This window comes from Bacteroides sp. MSK.18.37 (assembly GCF_019129155.2).
Taxonomy (GTDB): domain Bacteria; phylum Bacteroidota; class Bacteroidia; order Bacteroidales; family Bacteroidaceae; genus Bacteroides; species Bacteroides ovatus.
The window spans coordinates 5,107,875-5,125,528 of the sequence record NZ_JAHOIB020000001.1 but is presented as its reverse complement, the minus strand read 5'-3'; the positions used below and the strand labels follow the sequence as shown (position 1 = coordinate 5,125,528).

Below are 17,654 nucleotides of genomic sequence, written 5' to 3'. Positions count from 1 at the left end.
AATCAATAATGTTTTGTTTCTAGCACTTGTTCAAAGTGATTCAACAAACGGTAATACATTTCATCACCGATAATGGCATCTTCCAGTCCATGATCGATGCTCGGATTGTCATTGATTTCAATCACATAAGCCTTATCATCCACCATTTTCAGATCGACTCCATACAACCCTTTTCCTATCAGATTGGCAGCCTTTACAGCTGTATCCAATACCACACGAGGCACCTGATAAATAGGAATCGTATCTACCAATCCACAACGGCTTCTGCCCGAATCATAGTGACAGTAAATCTGCCAGTGTCCTTTCGCCATATAATATTTGCAGGCATAGAGCGGTACACCGTTCAATAGACCGACACGCCAGTCAAACTCCGTTGGAGTAAATGCCTGTGCCAGCAAGATAGCCGATTTTTCAAACAGTATCTTCAGACTGGCTTGCAGTTCCTCTTCGTTCGACACTTTTTTCATACCAATGGAATAAGAGCCATCCGGTATTTTCAGGATAAAAGGAGCACCTACCAGTTCGCTTATCTGTTCAAACGAATGATGGTTGGATTGAAAAATCAATGTAGACTTAGGAGCAGATATCTTTTCCTTCTCAAAAAGTTCTTTCAGATACACTTTGTTCGTACACCGAATGATAGACAACGGATCGTCAATAACAGCCATTCCGTTTTGTGCAGCCAACTGTGACAAATGGAATGTATAATGATTGAGCGACGTTGTAGTACGAATAAACAAGGCATCAAATTCGAGCAAACGGATAGCATCATCTTCGGTTATCATCTCCACATGGATGTTCATTTTCTTAGCTACCTCCGTCAATTTGTGCAGAGCACCTTTATTGCTGGGAGGAAATTTCTCCTGTGGATCGACCAATACAGCGAGACTGTAACGGGAAGCCTTTGCCGACTTCGGTGCACGCCATATTTTCTTGTTAAAGTTATCCAGCGTATTGGCAAAGAAATCCTGCTCTGCATCATTAAGCTGATTCAGGGGAAGAAAATGAATGCCCTCGATCTGATTTCTGGGATGAGTATTCAAAGCCACTCTTAACAATGGGCAAGGGTAATTCTCGAAAATAAAACGCGCAATCCGTTCCATACCTTTTTCCCGGCATTTGCCAAAGTAGATATTCAGGTACCAGATATCATCCTTGATGTCATTCTTCTGTATCCATTGATAACAAAGGGCTTGCAGACTACGGTCCATCCGCACCCCCGTTCCAGCCTCCATTTTGTTGATGATATCAACATCCGGAATGACTTTCTGTCCTCTCGTTTGGGCTAGCAGCGAACAGTAATACCCTTCAGAGTTATAGCTGTAATCATTGCTAAGATTAATAACTAACTTCCGGTCTTTCTCCACCGGCTTGTTTTTTAGATAGTCGGAAACAGTCAGGACACTACTTGTCTCATAATACGGTTTCCAGTCATCCAGATTATCCAACAGAATTAACACATTATTCATAATGGTTAAAAATTAAACCTACAAGAGGATATTAAGTAAATTGGGCGCAAATATAGACATATTATTCACTCCACATCACGCAATGGACCAAATTATTTTTGCAGTAAAAATCAGATAGGAAAAAAGAGGATTATTCGTATCTCATGGAGCTTGCCGGATTGATCTTAGTGATAAGAAATGAAGGACCAATCAACATCAATACAGATGCACACAAAGTGCCCAAATTAATCAAGATAAAAAGTAAAACATTAAAAGAAACTGGAACAGTATCTACATAATAAGTCGCCGGATCAAGTTTAAAGAATCCGAATTGAGACTGAAGGATACAGAATGCCAAGCCAATGGCATTGCCCCAAAACATTCCTTTGCCAATCAAAAAGACTGCAAACCAAAGAAAGGTTCTGCGAATCGTGAAATTATTGGCTCCCAATGCTTTTAAAATCCCAATCATATTGGTACGTTCGATGATAATAATCAATAAACCGGAAATCATGGTGAAGCCAGCAACTCCTATCATCAAAATCAGAATCACCCATACGTTCAAATCCAATAAATCAAGCCAAGCAAAGATTTGAGGATTCAGTTGTTCGATGTTACGCACATAATACACACCTCCCAACTCATCTTGCCTGTTGTCAATATCAGTTGCGATCTCATAGGTTATATCTTCCAGTCTATCATAATCTTTCACCTGTAATTCCACACCGGTCACCTGTTCCGGTTGCCAACCGTTCAAACGATTCACCAGATTAAGATCCGTCAGTAAAAAGAGGTTGTCGTATTCGGAGAAATTCGTCTGATAAATTCCGGCAATCGTCAGGCGACGAGCGCGAATATCATCCTGTATATAATAGGTATATATCTTATCTCCCAGTTTCAACTTCATTTTAGTTGCCAACGCTTTCGAGATAAGTACTTGATTGGTAGAAACTGAATCACTGAAAACAGGAATCTCCCCTTCTACCAAATACTCTTTTATAAAATGGGGGTCAAACTCCGGACCTACACCTTTCAACACCATTCCTTGAAAAGCGTCATCGGTCTTAATCATACCCGGTTTGGTAGAGAAACGCTGCACATGGCTTATCTCCGGATAATCAGCAAGAGCAGTCATCATACTGTCTCCTACCACAATGGGATGGGTTTCGTAAGAACTGACCGCATCCAAATTAGTTATCTGGATATGCGACCCGAATCCTATAACTTTATTTCTCACTTCACTTTTAAACCCGATGACTACCGCCACTGCAATAATCATTACGGCCAAACCAATAGCAATACCCGCCATGGCAATGAGGACCGCAGGACGTGACACCTGCTTTCCGCCATCGCTTTCACGATAGATACGCCGGGCTATGAAAAGTGATAAAGACATTTGTTTAAGTATTAGGTATTAAGTATTAAGTGTAGCAGCAACAAACACCCCAGAAACTACGGTTAATACTTAATACTAGAATTTATTCCGTTCTTCCCGGATACACTTCCAAAGCCTTCTGCAAGACAAAAAGTGCACGGGTTAAATCTTCTTTTTTCAATACGTAAGCAATACGAACCTCATTGATTCCAGATCCCGGAGTGGTATAGAAACCGGAAGCCGGAGCCATGAATACAGTCTGACCTTCATACTCAAAATCAGAAAGACACCATGCGCAGAACTTATCGGAGTCATCTACCGGAAGTTTGGCCACTGTATAGAAAGCTCCCATCGGAATGGGCGAATAAACACCGGGAATACGGTTCAAACCGTCAATCAGACATTTACGACGTTCTACATACTCATCATACGTTTCGCGTGAATATTCTTCCGGAGCATCCAAAGAAGCTTCTGCAGCAATCTGTCCAATCAACGGAGGACTTAAACGAGCCTGACAGAACTTCATGACAGCATCGCGTATCTCCTTGTTTTTGGTAATCAACGCACCAATGCGGATACCACATTCGGAATATCGTTTTGATACCGAATCAATCAGTACTACATTATTTTCAATACCTTCCAGATGGCAGGCAGAAATATATGGAGAACCGGTATATATAAACTCACGATATACTTCATCAGAGAAAAGGAATAAATCGTACTTCTTTACCAAGTCACGAATCTGATTCATTTCACGACGTGTATACAAATAACCGGTAGGATTGTTTGGGTTACAAATAAGAATCGCTTTCGTACGCTCATTAATCAGTTCTTCAAACTTCTCTACTTTCGGAAGGGAAAAGCCTTCTTCAATGGTCGTAGCAATAGTGCGAATCTTTGCTCCGGCAGAGATTGCAAATGCCATATAGTTAGCGTATGCAGGTTCCGGAACGATAATTTCATCTCCCGGATTCAGGCAGGAAAGGAAGGAAAAAAGTACGGCTTCCGAACCTCCCGATGTAATGATTATATCGTCTGCTGTAAGGTTGATATTGAACTTTGCATAATATCCCACTAATTTTTCGCGATAGCTACGATAACCTGCACTGGGGCTATATTCCAGCACTTTACGATCAATATTGCGTATCGCGTCAATCGCGGCCTGAGGAGTGGGCAGATCAGGCTGTCCGATGTTCAGGTGAAACACATGGACTCCGCGTTGCTTGGCAGCGTCTGCCAAAGGAGCCAGTTTTCTGATAGGAGATGCAGGCATCTCGTTTCCGCGAATGGATATGGTTGGCATAATTTTAACTACAAATTACTAATTACTATTTACTTTTTCTACTTGGAGCTGCAAATGTACGCAATAATTTGAATACAGAGACATAAAAACTTTAAAAACCTTAGCAAGGTTAAAATCGTTATGGTAAATTGAAAAGAAAGCTATACATTTGTCATACAGAAAACTTAAAACAATATCATAATGACCATACACCTTATCTCATTCGCTTCAATACTTCACAAACAAGTCTCGCTACGTAGCTCGCACGAAGCTATTTTGAGCGAGATTGAAAAATATTATACTGTAAAGTTCGTCGACCATCAAGATATGGACAAACTTAGTAGTGACGATTTCAAAATCATTTTCGTCGCTACCGGTGGGGTGGAAAGACTGGTCATACAGCACTTTGAGAATCTTCCCCGCCCTGCCATTTTACTGGCAGACGGTATGCAGAATTCTCTTGCTGCCGCACTGGAAATTTCCACCTGGCTACGGGGACGCGGAATGAAAAGTGAAATTCTGCACGGTGAATTATCGGCTATCATCTTACGTATTCATACACTTTATAATAATTTTCAGGCACAACGTTCTTTGTTTGGCAAACGTATCGGAGTCATTGGAAGTCCTTCTTCCTGGTTAGTTGCCAGTAACGTAGACTACTTGTTGGCAAAACGTCGTTGGGGAATCGAATATGTAGATATTCCATTGGAACGGATTTATGAACAATTTAAACACATTACGGATGACCAAGTTGGAGCATCATGCGCAGCTGTAGCATCACAAGCTCTTGCCTGCCGCGAAGGAACTCCTGAAGATTTAATCAAATCCATGCGGCTGTACCGGGCAATCAAAAAGGTCTGTCAGGAAGAAAATCTGGAAGCGCTGACATTAAGCTGTTTTAAACTGATTGAACAAATCGACACTACCGGATGCGTGGCATTATCTTTATTGAATGATGACGGGATAATAGCAGGTTGTGAAGGAGATCTTCAATCTGTATTTACGCTATTAGCAGTTAAAGCACTTACGGGTAAAGACGGATTTATGGCAAATCCTTCCATGATTAATTCCCGTACGAATGAACTGATATTGGCACATTGCACCGTAGGTCTCAAACAAACGGAGAGATATATTATCCGCAATCACTTTGAAACAGAAAAAGGAATTGCCATACAAGGGCTACTTCCGACGGGGGATGTAACGATCATAAAATGTGGCGGTGAATGTCTGGATGAATATTACTTGTCTACAGGAACATTGACTGAAAACACTAATTATATTAATATGTGCCGTACACAAGTGCGCATCCACATGAATACTCCGGCCGAATACTTCTTAAAGAATCCACTGGGAAATCATCATATTATGCTTCATGGTAACTATGAAGATACGTTGAACGAGTTTTTCCAGGCAAATGCTTGCAAGAGGACGGAATAAAGGCATCTATAAAAAAAGAAAGATTTATGATAGGAGAAATTTCATGTGCTATAAATAGAGTTGAAGAGCAAATAGAGCAACTCTTTGACGAGAAAGAGGAGTTTATCATGGCCAATGAAGATGTGCTACCTAGAACTATGTATCTGAAGAAGTTGGCTGAAATTGATTCACGAATAGACGAGCTAAAAAAGACATTGGTTTCGTTGAATGAAGAGAAACAAGAGATTCTGGATATGGAATAACTTATCCTATGGGAATATCTTCCCATTTCCCCCCATGCCATTCTACCACCGAAGTAAAACCTGCTTTCTTCAAAGCGGCTAATCCTTCGAAGCGGGCATTGTTTATTCTTTCAGGGTAGTGCGCATCACTATTCACCTGTACCCGAATACCCAATTCTTTCAGGAAAGGGAAATAACGTTCATTCGGATAGAATGTACCCAGCTCATGATAAGACTTGGTATTGATTTCCACCATATAACCACGTGCGGCAATCACCGCGAAGTAATCGCGGACCAACGTGTCATACCATGCTTCATCAAGCAAACCCGGACGATAACAGGAAGCGTTATAATGCATCTTGTCAGCATGACCGACAATATCAAATCCTCCCAGCTCTACCATACGGAGCAGGTTCTTATAATAAAGGTGGACAACAGAATCCAAGTCACCATCGAAGTGCCTGTCTACCAATTGACGGAAAAGATCTGCCGGGGTATCAATATCTACGATTTTCCCTTCTGGAGAATACAACATATGCACAGAACCTATCCGGTAGTCAAGTGGTAGTTTTTGAAAACAAGGCAAAGAGGGATTGTTTTCTTCATTCAGGTAGTCAATTTCGAGACCGATGGCAAGCTCTATCTTACCTGCATATTTCTTTTTCAGACGAGAGAATTCGGAAAGGTAATCTTCCATTCTATCCCACTCCATCGTCCATGCGGTAGAAAATGGTAGTGGAGCATGAGAAGAAATGCCATAAGAAGTAAACCCTTCGCTGATAGCAAAACGAATAAAATCGTCCATATTGGCTCGTCCGTCGCAATACAGGCAGTGGCTATGATAATTGGTTAGGTTTGTCATACTAGGTTATATTGTCTGGGGGTATATTATCATTATTTGGTTATCCGGGAATATAATAAACTATACTTGTGCCATCGAAGTGGCACAACTGTGCCAGCATGTTGGCACTGCTACGCCAAAGAGGTGGCACAAAGGTGCCAATATAGTGGCACGAATCAGCCTTCTATTTCGCTAAGTTCCAACCAACGCATTGTCTTTTCGTCAATCATATCATTGACTTCGGGCAAACGTTTTGACTTTTCAGTCAATTCGTCAACGGAAAGTGTGCCGCTACAAAGAAGTTCCTCAATTTGTGTTTTTTCAGCTTCCAGTTCGGCGATTTCTTTTTCCAGTTGCTCGAATTCACGCTTTTCTTTAAAGCTCATCTTACGCTTGTCGTTCAGACGGACACGGGCGGTCTTTTCTTCCTGCGGCTTCTCTGCTTCTTTCTCTTTTTGTTCCTTTGCTTCTTTCCAGTTACGATAATCACTATAATTTCCGGGGAAGTCACGAATATCTCCCTGTCCGTTGAATACCATCAGGTGATCTACTACTTTATCCATAAAGTAACGGTCATGGGAAACGACAATCACACAGCCTTTGAAGTTTTGGAGATATTCTTCGAGCACATTCAGCGTGATAATATCGAGGTCATTGGTAGGCTCATCCAATACCAGGAAGTTAGGATTACGCATCAGGATGGTACAAAGGTAAAGACGGCGACGTTCTCCCCCACTCAATTTATAGACATAACTATGCTGGGTTTCAGGAGTAAACAGGAAATGCTGCAGAAATTGAGAAGCAGTCAGCTTCTTTCCATTGCCCAATTCGATGACTTCGGCAATATCCTGTATCACATCAATTACTTTCATCTGTTCGTCAAACTGAAGTCCGTCCTGCGAATAATAACCGAAACGAACTGTTTCGCCAATATCCACTGTTCCGCTATCAGGCTTGACTTGTCCCATCAATATCTTGATAAAAGTAGATTTTCCGGTTCCGTTATTTCCTACAATTCCCATCTTCTCATAACGAGAGAAGATATAAGAGAAATCATCCAGAATCTTCAGATCTCCGAAACTCTTGAAAAGATGGTCGGCTTCGAATATCTTGCTTCCGATATACGATGCTTTCACTTCCAGCTTTACATTATCAGTATTAAAACGCTGCTTCGCAACCTTTTCCAATTCGTAGAAAGCATCTTCCCGGTAACGAGCCTTATGTCCGCGTGCCTGCGGCATCCGGCGCATCCAGTCGAGTTCTGTACGATACAGATTATTGGCACGCTCTATTTCCACGCTCTTAGATTCAATACGTTCCTGACGCTTTTCGAGATAATAGCTGTAGTTACCTTTATATTGGTAGATTTGTTGATTGTCTATTTCGATAATCTCGGAGCAAACACGATCAAGGAAGTAACGGTCGTGAGTCACCATCAGCAGGCTAAGGTTGGTACGACGCAGGTAATCTTCCAACCATTCGGTCATATCCAAGTCCAGATGGTTGGTCGGCTCATCAAGGATTAACAGATCCGGTTCGGTAATCAAAGCGTTTGCCAAAGCAACACGCTTCAGCTGTCCGCCGGACAGTTGCTTCACTTTCTGATCGAAATTACGGATTTTAAGTTGTGAAAGGATTTGCTTGGCTTTCTGTTCATACTCCCAAGCTTTCTCCTGATCCATACGTGCCAAGAGGTTTTCCAATCCCGGATGACCTTCGGTTTCCATGCAGCGTTCGTACTCCTTTATCAATTCCACCGTGCTGTTACCATGATGGAAACAGGCTTCGAGCACTGTCAGTTCTTCGGGATATTGCGGATCCTGTTCCAGGTAATCCACCCGAAGATCACGACGAAAAACAATATTACCGCTATCATAACCTTCCTTTCCGGCAATGATATTCAGTAAGGTAGTCTTTCCACTACCGTTCTTTGCTATTAATCCTACCCGCTGACCTTCGGCAATGCCCAAAGATACATTTTCAAAAAGAACCAAGTCACCGAAAGACTTGGTCAGGTTATCTATCTGTAAATAAGGTACTGCCATTTTAATCCAAACACTTCTTATATTCTTCTATTACATTGCAAGGCTCTCCCGCCTTTACTTTACTCCAAACGAGCTTCATCGGGTCGATGGTCCGATCTTTATATTGGAGAACAGGAGCTTCCCGGTTGCCGTCAATCAACGTTTTCCATTCCATGCCATCCACTTCATTTGCCAGAATTGCACAAACAGTGATACCAATAGCCAACCATTCTTCTTTCTTTTTCGAACCAATCTTACCGCTGTCAATCACTTGTTGAAGTTTCTCCAAGTCCTCTTCTATTCCTTGAAAATCCTTTTTCAGTTCCTGCTTCACAGTAGATACCACCCATTCATATCCCTCATTAATCAAATAAATTTCAGAAAGACGTACAGGAATCAATTCAGCAGGATACTTCTGCCCTTCTTTACGTACCTCCAAAGTAGCGATTACATCTTCCGCCTCCTTCACAACTCCACCTTTAGGCACGGTGAAAGAACATTCAAAAGCAATATCGTCAACGCCTGTAATCCACAAATGGGAAGTATAATAAGTTCCCTCCTCCTGAAACATTTCTTTGCTATACGCACATTCCCACGTTCCGACTTTCACCAATGAAGCCGAATCGTTCTCTTTCAGTTCCTGCCGGATGGCATCTTTGCCATAACCGGCTTTTCCTTTAAATGCGGATATACGAAAATTCCCCGTCCATACATCGGGATTATAGAAAAGAAAAGAGCCTTCGCCATCTTCAAACTCATTCCAGTCTGATGGATAGTTCATAGAAAACCATGCTCCGGGAGAGATAAATTTCTTGCCTTGCATCCTTTTATTTTAAAATGATTACTTGGCAAAAGTACGAATTAAATACGAATTACAAAACATCATTTCCCTATTGGCTGTATTTTCCTCCGCACATCTTTAGAAATCTCCAGAAACATATAATTCAATTTCCCGGAATGAATACCTTCTTCGTTCTCCTTATACTTCTTATTAGCATATTGCTTCGATTTCTCGAAAGTCAATAGCGACATTTCATTCTGCGACTTGCCTACCATTGTGGAGTCCAGCTGTTCATCCGGGAAAAAGTCATCCAGATCGACATCACCAATCATTGTTGTTTCCAGGAAGTTCTTATCAGTATGTGAATTATCGGTATAATACCCCACAAACATGTGTCCCGGCGTACGTACCAGAATAGGATCGATATTTATAGCCCGAAGCAGTGATGCAAACAGTACGCTACCGTCCACACAATTAATCTGCGAAGATTCCAGTGCATCATCAAACGTACGAACCCGTTGCGAGAAAACAACATTGCTCGAAAGGCTGGTGTTGGAAACAGAACTGTAACGGAATTTGCGTTTCTGCAATATATTCCAGAGAGCATACACCTGCTTGTCCACCGCCCCTTTAGCCTTACTCTGATAGCCTAAGAAGCGATTGACAATACGAGTATTCAGTGCTTCGCGAAGCAACTGGTCAATCATCGGATTCTCTTCATTGACATAGGCAGCAAAGAAAATACTTGTATCATGGAATTTGGTTCCATTCGATACATACCCCAACAGACATTCATTGATACTGCGCACAGAGAATGTACGCACCCGTTGCCCCAGATCTTTTCCATTCATCTCGACAGTAATAGCCACACTTACCGGTTCTGCCTGCACCTCATTTTTCAGAGCTTCATAGTTCCAGATGATATCAGGATAAATCGTATATTCCGTTCGAGGCTTGTTTAGTACAAATTCCGACACCGAACGGGAGAAAAAAGGCGTTTCAGCCACTTCAATCCGTACCCGGCTATAGGCTGTCTTCGACTTCACCCGAACAGCAATACACGATTTCGGATTCCCCAAATAATTAGAATCCGACGGAACAATCACCTGCGCATCAGTAGTGGCAACAGACAAAATCGCTGAAGGAAATATATTTCCGCCCAGATCATCCACAATTTCAAAACCGGAATTGAATGAAGTATATTTAAACACAGACATACCGCCAAGGAGAATTAACAGTACCACCACCGATCCTATTATTTCCTTCCGATGCCGTTTTAAGTCAATTTTTATCATTATTTGTAGTTTCTATAATCAAACGTTTCTATTGTATCTCGCTAACAAAGATAACAAATAGTGAGCGGTTTTTCCTCTTACAATCAACAAAAACTTCCATATACCTCATCAATTCTCGGAATTCCCGGAATGTAACACGATTGTAACGTCTGTTTCATCTGCCCGTAACAAAGTCTCCTCATCTTTGCAAAGGATAAAATAAAAACGTAACTTTGTCATATCACATTAATACATACATCTTATGAACGATTACCGTATTCTAGTTGTCGACGATGAAGAAGACCTCTGTGAGATTCTGAAATTCAATCTTGAAAACGAAGGTTATGAAGTTGATACTGCAAACTCTGCTGAAGAAGCAATGAAGATGGACATCAGCAGCTATCACTTGATTCTCCTCGATGTGATGATGGGAGAAATCTCCGGATTCAAAATGGCGAACATCCTGAAAAAAGACAAGAAAACAGCTAAAGTGCCTATTATCTTTATCACAGCAAAAGATACCGAAAACGATACTGTGACCGGATTCAACCTGGGAGCAGACGATTATATTTCAAAACCTTTCTCGCTGCGTGAAGTCATCGCCCGTGTGAAAGCCGTATTAAGACGCACAGTAACAACGGAAACGGAAAGAGTCCCCGAACGTCTTACTTATCAGTCGCTCGTTATTGACATCACAAAGAAAAAAGTAAGTATCGACGATGAAGAAGTGCCATTGACCAAAAAAGAATTTGAGATCTTGCTTCTGCTGGTACAGAATAAAGGACGTGTATTTTCCCGTGAAGACATCCTGGCCCGCATCTGGAGTGACGAAGTGTACGTGCTCGACCGTACTATCGACGTAAACATCACCCGTCTGCGTAAAAAGATTGGGGTATACGGCAAATGCATTGTCACCCGTCTCGGATATGGATACTGTTTTGAAGCTGAATAAATAATTATGCCGAATTAAATAGTTATTATGAACCTGCCTGTAACTCAAAAGCATTTTCTTTCTTTTAGCCGAAAACTTTTCCTTTCGGTTATTTCACTATTCCTGGTATTTGCCATTTGTTTTATTGCGTACCAGTATCAACGTGAACGGGAATATAAAATAGAACTGCTAAACACCAAACTGCAAGATTACAACAGCAGGCTCTACGAACAACTGGAGAATCAACCTCTTGACAGTGAAATCATCAACGGTTATATCAATAACCATATCCTGGAAGACTTGCGTGTAACCCTTATTGATGCTCAAGGAAATGTTGTTTACGACAGCTATCCAAGTCATAATAACCAGATGGAGAACCACCTGAACCGTCCGGAAGTACAGAAAGCCATAAAACATGGCAACGGATATGATGTACGCCGTACTTCCGAGACAACCGGAGTTCCCTATTTCTATTCGGCCACTCATTATAAAGATTATATTGTCCGTTCGGCTTTACCTTACAATGTCAGCCTCATCAACAACCTGCAAGCAGACCCGCACTATTTATGGTTTACCGTAATCGTGACCTTATTATTAATGATTATCTTCTACAAATTCACCAACAAACTGGGGACTTCCATCAGCCAGCTCCGTGAATTTGCGATGCGCGCCGACCGGAACGAGCCTATCGAAATGGCTATGCAATCCGCCTTCCCGCACAACGAACTGGGAGAAATATCACAGCACATCATTCAAATCTACAAACGACTGCACGAAACCAAAGAAGCTCTCTACATTGAACGTGAAAAGCTAATCACCCACCTTCAAATCTCACACGAAGGACTAGGTATATTTACTAAAGACAAAAAAGAGATTCTTGTCAACAATCTTTTCACCCAATACAGCAACCTGATTTCAGACTCCAACCTGGAAACAACAGAAGAAGTCTTTGCCATCAGCGAACTGCAAGAGATCATTCATTTTATCAATAAGAATCAGCAAGAACGTTCGAGAGGAAAAGGTGAAAAACGAATGTCTGTCACCATCAATAAGAATGGACGGACATTTATCGTAGAATGTATCATCTTCCAGGATGCCAGCTTCGAGATTTCCATCAACGACGTTACCCAGGAAGAAGAACAGGTTAGACTCAAACGCCAACTGACCCAGAATATCGCCCATGAGTTGAAAACTCCCGTCAGCAGTATCCAAGGGTATTTGGAAACCATTGTCAGCAATGAAAATATTCCACGCGAGAAGATCAACGTATTCCTCGAACGTTGTTATGCACAAAGCAACCGTTTAAGTCGGTTATTACGCGACATCTCCGTACTCACCCGCATGGATGAAGCCGCCAACATGATCGACATGGAACGGGTAGACATCAGTGTGTTGGTAGGTAACATCATCAACGAAGTATCGTTGGAGCTTGACGAAAAACATATTACAGTCGTCAACTCCTTAAAGAAGAGTATACAAATCAAAGGAAATTACTCACTACTTTATTCCATCTTCCGTAATCTAATGGACAATGCCATCGCATACGCCGGAAGTAATATCCAGATCAATATCAACTGTTTCCGTGAAGATGAGAATTTCTACTATTTCAGCTTTGCCGACACAGGTATTGGAGTATCTCCCGAACATCTGAATCGTCTCTTCGAACGTTTCTACCGGGTAGACAAAGGTCGTTCACGGAAAGTAGGTGGAACAGGACTGGGACTAGCTATTGTGAAGAATGCCGTCATCATCCACGGTGGCAGCATCTCCGCCAAGAACAATCAGGGAGGCGGGCTGGAATTTGTATTTACATTGGCAAAGGAGAAGTAAAATCAGGAGTTATCCTGCAAAACTTGTCTAATCAAAAAAAACTAACAGAAGAGAACGCAGCAAAATAAAAGGAAGAAAAATTCTTTGAATAAAGTAGAAAGGACATTATCTTTGTCACCAATGTAATCTACATAAGTTCAATGTAATAATTGTTAGTTATGAAAACAAACATCCATATTCTTCCAGCTATATGCATCCTTTGCCTTTGTGCCTGCAAAAGCGGCAACGCTTCCAGTCTGAACAAAAATGATGTAAGACAAGACACCATTAAAACCTTTACATTGCCTGCCATCCCCCCAATGATGACAGCCCCGGAACAACGGGCAGACTTTCTGGTAAAACACTATTGGGATAACGTCAACTTCGCCGACACTAATTACATCCACCACCCCGAAGTGACCGAACAAGCTTGGGCGGATTATTGTGACATACTGAATCACGTCCCGTTGGAAACTGCACAAGAAGCCATGCGGAAAACAATCGAACAAACGAATGTAGACAAAAAAGTATTCACCTACATCACCGACCTGGCGGATAAATATTTATACGACCCCAACTCCCCCATGCGTAACGAAGAATTCTATATTCCCGTATTAGACGCCATGTTAGCTTCTCCCTTGTTAGAGGAAATTGAGAAAGTACGTCCTAAAGCCCGCCGGGAATTAGCACAGAAAAACCGTATCGGAACCAAAGCCCTGAACTTCAGCTACACATTAGCTTCCGGCGCACAAGGCTCCCTCTATCAACAGCAAGCCGACTATATCCTCCTATTCATCAACAACCCCGGCTGTCATGCCTGCACAGAAACAATAGATGCCCTGAAAAACGCACCTATCATCAACCGACTTTTGGGACAAAAGAAACTAACAGTCCTCTCTATCTACCCTGACGAAGAGTTGGACGAATGGAGAAAACACCTGAATGAATTCCCCAAAGAATGGATCAACGGATACGACAAGAAATTTGCCATCAAAGAACAACAACTATATGATTTGAAGGCTATCCCCACCCTCTACCTTTTAAACAAGGAAAAGACCGTGCTCCTAAAAGATGCCACCGCACAAGCTATCGAAGAACACCTAACTAATATTGAATTAAAGTAAAAACGGTGCAGAAATGAACTAATTTATTTCTCACTGATTGTAGCTATTCCCTTTATGTGCTATAATTATTCCGGAGTTATACTAAATATAATCACTCTGGATACATATATTTATTCGTCGGACTATAGTCCGACGTAAAGTTGACTATAGTCTTTCTTTCGAAGCACTATAGTCCAACGAAAGGTAGACTATAGTTCGACGAATTAATATATGCATATAGAGATATTATTTTCTACAGAATTGGAATGTAAATTTAGTACTTGAATTCCTTGTCTAAAACATTTGATTCATATCGGTGCAGTAAGGAACAAAATAGGTGGATACCGCTGCATCCACCTATAAAAAACTACCAATTATGTTTCAATAAATCTGTTTCATACGTCCAACGTTGGACATAGACAAGGATACTTTTTAAAAGCTAATCTTATGTCAAAGGCGGGCAACTCAATACCCGTCTCTAAAATCCGCTAATTTGGTAAATTTTGTAATAAGTGGCAGTCTCATTTACAAAAATACAAAAAATATCGAAGAAAACAAGTAAGAAGCAACAAATAATCGGTCCTTGCACGGCTCCTCCAATCTCGTTCTTTTTGGTTCTTTTTTTTCGTATCAAGACGAAAGAAAAAGAACATCCCCCAACTTGGAAAAAACAAATAAACTCCCTATCTTTGTCGCGCATTGGTTTGCGACTCCCATGCGGGGGAAGCAATTAAAAGGGAATCAGGTGTAAATCCTGAACAGTCCCGCTGCTGTAAGTTCCATGCATATTACAAGCAATTCACTCATTGCCACTGGAGACTAATCTGGGAAGGCGTTTGTAACAGGAATAAGTCAGAAGACCTACCATGCAATTATGTTTCACTGCTTTCGAGGAAAAAGCGTTGAGTCTAATGAACCGGACAAGTCGTCTATCATTTCATTCATCACTCTAATTCAGAGAAAGTGTGTTAAAACGAATAAACTCTGCCAAGTTTATTTATGCGTGTCCGGTCGAAGGGATTTCGCCCGGACACTTTTAAATAGCAACAGACAGAAAAAGAACTAAATGAAAGAGAGAACATTTAAGAAAATGATCTTTGCAGTATTTTACTGCCAATTCTTATCCATACCACTTTTTGCACAACAGCAAAAGGTAGATACGACACATACATATTCTATTCCTGAAATAACAGTATCAGATATCTATCAGACTCGCGAAGTACGTTCTACCGCTCCCCTGCAAGTATTCTCCAAAGACGCCCTGAAAAACCTGCACGCCCTGCAAGTATCCGACGCAGTGAAACACTTTGCCGGAGTGACCGTAAAAGACTACGGAGGTATTGGCGGACTAAAAACTGTATCCATACGAAGCCTGGGAGCACAACATACCGCTGTTGGCTATGACGGGATCACCCTAACCGATTGCCAAACGGGACAAATCGACATCGGGCGTTTCTCACTTGATAACGTAGACAGACTTTCTCTAAACAACGGACAAAGCGATAACATCTTCCAACCTGCCCGCTTCTTTGCGTCAGCAGGCATCTTGAATATCCAGACACTTACTCCACAGTTCACAAAAGACAAAAAGACCAACATAGCAGGAGCTTTCAAAACAGGTTCCTGGGGATTAGTCAATCCCTCCCTCCTGCTGGAACAACAATTCAATAAAACATGGAGCATGTCAGTCAATGGCGAATGGATGTCTTCTGACGGACATTATCCATATACACTGCGCTATGGAAGTGCAGAAGGAGATCTGTCCTCACGTGAGAAACGGAAGAATACAGACGTACAAACATTCCGTGCTGAAGCCGGACTTTACGGTAACTTCTCCGATAAAGAACAATGGCGGTTGAAAGCCTATTACTTCCAATCCTCCCGGGGACTACCCAAAGCTACCACTTTCTACAACGACCATTCTACCCAACACCTGTGGGATAAAAACACTTTCATACAAAGTCAATACAAGAAAGAATTCAGCCAACAATGGGTATTCCAAACCTCTGCCAAGTGGAATTGGAGCTATCAACGTTACCTAGACCCCGATACAAAGAACTCATTAAAGAAAACAGAAAACAGCTACTACCAGCAAGAATATTACCTTTCCTCTTCTGTACTATACAGACTGTTGAGCAACCTCTCATTCTCTCTTTCCACCGACGGAAGCATCAACACCATGAACGCCGATCTAAACAACTTTGTACACCCCACGCGCTATTCATGGCTAACGGCATTCGCCGGCAAATACGTGAATGACTGGTTAACAATCTCCGCATCCGCATTAGCAACCATTATCAATGAAGATGTAAAGAAAGGCGGCAGTGCCGGCAATCACCGTAAATTAACCCCTTATGTAAGTGCTGCATTCAAACCTTTTCATAATGAAGAATTCCGTGTACGCTTCTTCTATAAAGACATTTTCCGTCTGGCAAGTTTCAACGACTTATATTACGAAGAAGTAGGAAACACACAACTAAAGCCGGAAAAAGCCAAACAATACAACATCGGACTGACATACAACAAAAATGTATGCTCGTTCCTACCCTATTTGTCAGCAACCATCGACGCTTATTATAATAAGGTAACAGATAAAATCATCGCTTATCCTACCAAGAACCTTGCAGTATGGAGCATGAAAAACCTGGGACAAGTTGACATCAAAGGTATTGATGTTACAGGAAGCCTCTCCCTCCAACCCGGGGAAAAAATCCGCATCAACCTCTCGGGTAACTATACATACCAACGAGCATTAGACGTTACCCCACCCGATCCAAACACGTATGAATCAACATACAAACACCAGATAGCCTACACTCCCCGCGTCTCCGCTTCGGGGCAGGCAGGTATCGAAACACCATGGATCAATCTGTCTTACTCATTCCTATTTTCAGGAAAGCGCTATGCGTTGGGACAAAACATTGCCGAAAACAGATTAGATAGTTATAGCGACCACAGTATTTCTGCAAGCCGTGATTTCCTGATAAGAAAAGCCACCACCTCTTTCAGCTTGGAAGTACTGAACCTGATGGACAAGAATTACGAGATTGTGAAATACTTCCCAATGCCCGGACGATCTGTAAGAGCAACAATAAAAATAAGATATTAAATATTATAAAATAAGATAT

The 17,654-nt window shown here is 41.7% G+C and carries 13 protein-coding genes and 1 riboswitch; of the genes, 6 read left to right on the top strand and 7 right to left on the bottom strand.

Translation table 11 applies throughout. The features are described from left to right. Positions 1 to 2: 2 nt before the first annotated feature. From KSX81_RS19710 to KSX81_RS19700, 3 genes are all read right to left on the bottom strand, one after another. Positions 3 to 1,469 (bottom strand): RimK family protein, encoded by a 1,467-nt coding sequence (locus tag KSX81_RS19710; protein ID WP_004321360.1) that lies wholly within the window; start codon positions 1,467 to 1,469, stop codon positions 3 to 5. A 130-nt stretch (positions 1,470 to 1,599) separates the two neighbouring features. Further along, on the bottom strand, positions 1,600 to 2,844 hold the full coding sequence (locus KSX81_RS19705) for an ABC transporter permease (RefSeq protein ID WP_004300622.1): 1,245 nt from the start codon (positions 2,842 to 2,844) through the stop codon (positions 1,600 to 1,602). Positions 2,845 to 2,926: 82 nt separating this feature from the next. Then, a complete protein-coding gene (locus tag KSX81_RS19700; RefSeq protein WP_004300623.1) occupies positions 2,927 to 4,126 on the bottom strand; it encodes a pyridoxal phosphate-dependent aminotransferase in 1,200 nt (399 codons plus the stop codon). Between the two features lie 180 nt (positions 4,127 to 4,306). Between KSX81_RS19700 and KSX81_RS19695 the strand changes: the two genes are divergently transcribed. Continuing rightward, the gene (locus tag KSX81_RS19695) at positions 4,307 to 5,542 is read left to right on the top strand and encodes a hypothetical protein (RefSeq protein ID WP_004300624.1); all 1,236 of its coding nucleotides are present in this window, start codon (positions 4,307 to 4,309) and stop codon (positions 5,540 to 5,542) included. Positions 5,543 to 5,568: 26 nt separating this feature from the next. Continuing rightward, complete coding sequence (locus KSX81_RS19690; protein ID WP_004321362.1) at positions 5,569 to 5,784, top strand: hypothetical protein; 216 nt, start codon at positions 5,569 to 5,571, stop codon at positions 5,782 to 5,784. 1 nt (position 5,785) lies between these two features. Here KSX81_RS19690 and KSX81_RS19685 read toward each other — a convergent pair whose 3' ends face one another. From KSX81_RS19685 to KSX81_RS19670, 4 genes are all read right to left on the bottom strand, one after another. Next, entirely contained in the window at positions 5,786 to 6,625 is an 840-nt protein-coding gene (locus KSX81_RS19685; RefSeq protein ID WP_004304183.1) for a histidinol-phosphatase, read from the bottom strand. Positions 6,626 to 6,780: 155 nt separating this feature from the next. Further along, positions 6,781 to 8,649, bottom strand: coding sequence for an ABC-F family ATP-binding cassette domain-containing protein (locus KSX81_RS19680; protein WP_004300627.1), 1,869 nt, complete (start codon positions 8,647 to 8,649; stop codon positions 6,781 to 6,783). 1 nt (position 8,650) lies between these two features. Further along, on the bottom strand, positions 8,651 to 9,451 hold the full coding sequence (locus KSX81_RS19675) for a DUF3805 domain-containing protein (RefSeq protein ID WP_004300628.1): 801 nt from the start codon (positions 9,449 to 9,451) through the stop codon (positions 8,651 to 8,653). 59 nt (positions 9,452 to 9,510) lie between these two features. Then, positions 9,511 to 10,704: a hypothetical protein gene (locus KSX81_RS19670; RefSeq protein WP_004300629.1), complete on the bottom strand. Its 1,194-nt coding sequence runs from the start codon at positions 10,702 to 10,704 to the stop codon at positions 9,511 to 9,513. A 241-nt stretch (positions 10,705 to 10,945) separates the two neighbouring features. Between KSX81_RS19670 and KSX81_RS19665 the strand changes: the two genes are divergently transcribed. The 4 genes from KSX81_RS19665 (at position 10,946) to KSX81_RS19650 (ending at position 17,635) form a co-directional block, all read left to right on the top strand. Beyond that, complete coding sequence (locus KSX81_RS19665) at positions 10,946 to 11,635, top strand: response regulator transcription factor (protein ID WP_004300631.1); 690 nt, start codon at positions 10,946 to 10,948, stop codon at positions 11,633 to 11,635. 27 nt (positions 11,636 to 11,662) lie between these two features. Next, a complete protein-coding gene (locus KSX81_RS19660) occupies positions 11,663 to 13,444 on the top strand; it encodes a sensor histidine kinase (RefSeq protein ID WP_004300632.1) in 1,782 nt (593 codons plus the stop codon). Between the two features lie 158 nt (positions 13,445 to 13,602). Further along, positions 13,603 to 14,547, top strand: a complete 945-nt coding sequence (locus tag KSX81_RS19655) for a DUF5106 domain-containing protein (RefSeq protein WP_004300633.1) — start codon at positions 13,603 to 13,605, stop codon at positions 14,545 to 14,547. 662 nt (positions 14,548 to 15,209) lie between these two features. Further along, positions 15,210 to 15,410: riboswitch (cobalamin riboswitch) on the top strand. 182 nt (positions 15,411 to 15,592) lie between these two features. Continuing rightward, positions 15,593 to 17,635: a TonB-dependent receptor plug domain-containing protein gene (locus KSX81_RS19650; RefSeq protein WP_217725845.1), complete on the top strand. Its 2,043-nt coding sequence runs from the start codon at positions 15,593 to 15,595 to the stop codon at positions 17,633 to 17,635. Positions 17,636 to 17,654 lie beyond the last annotated feature (19 nt).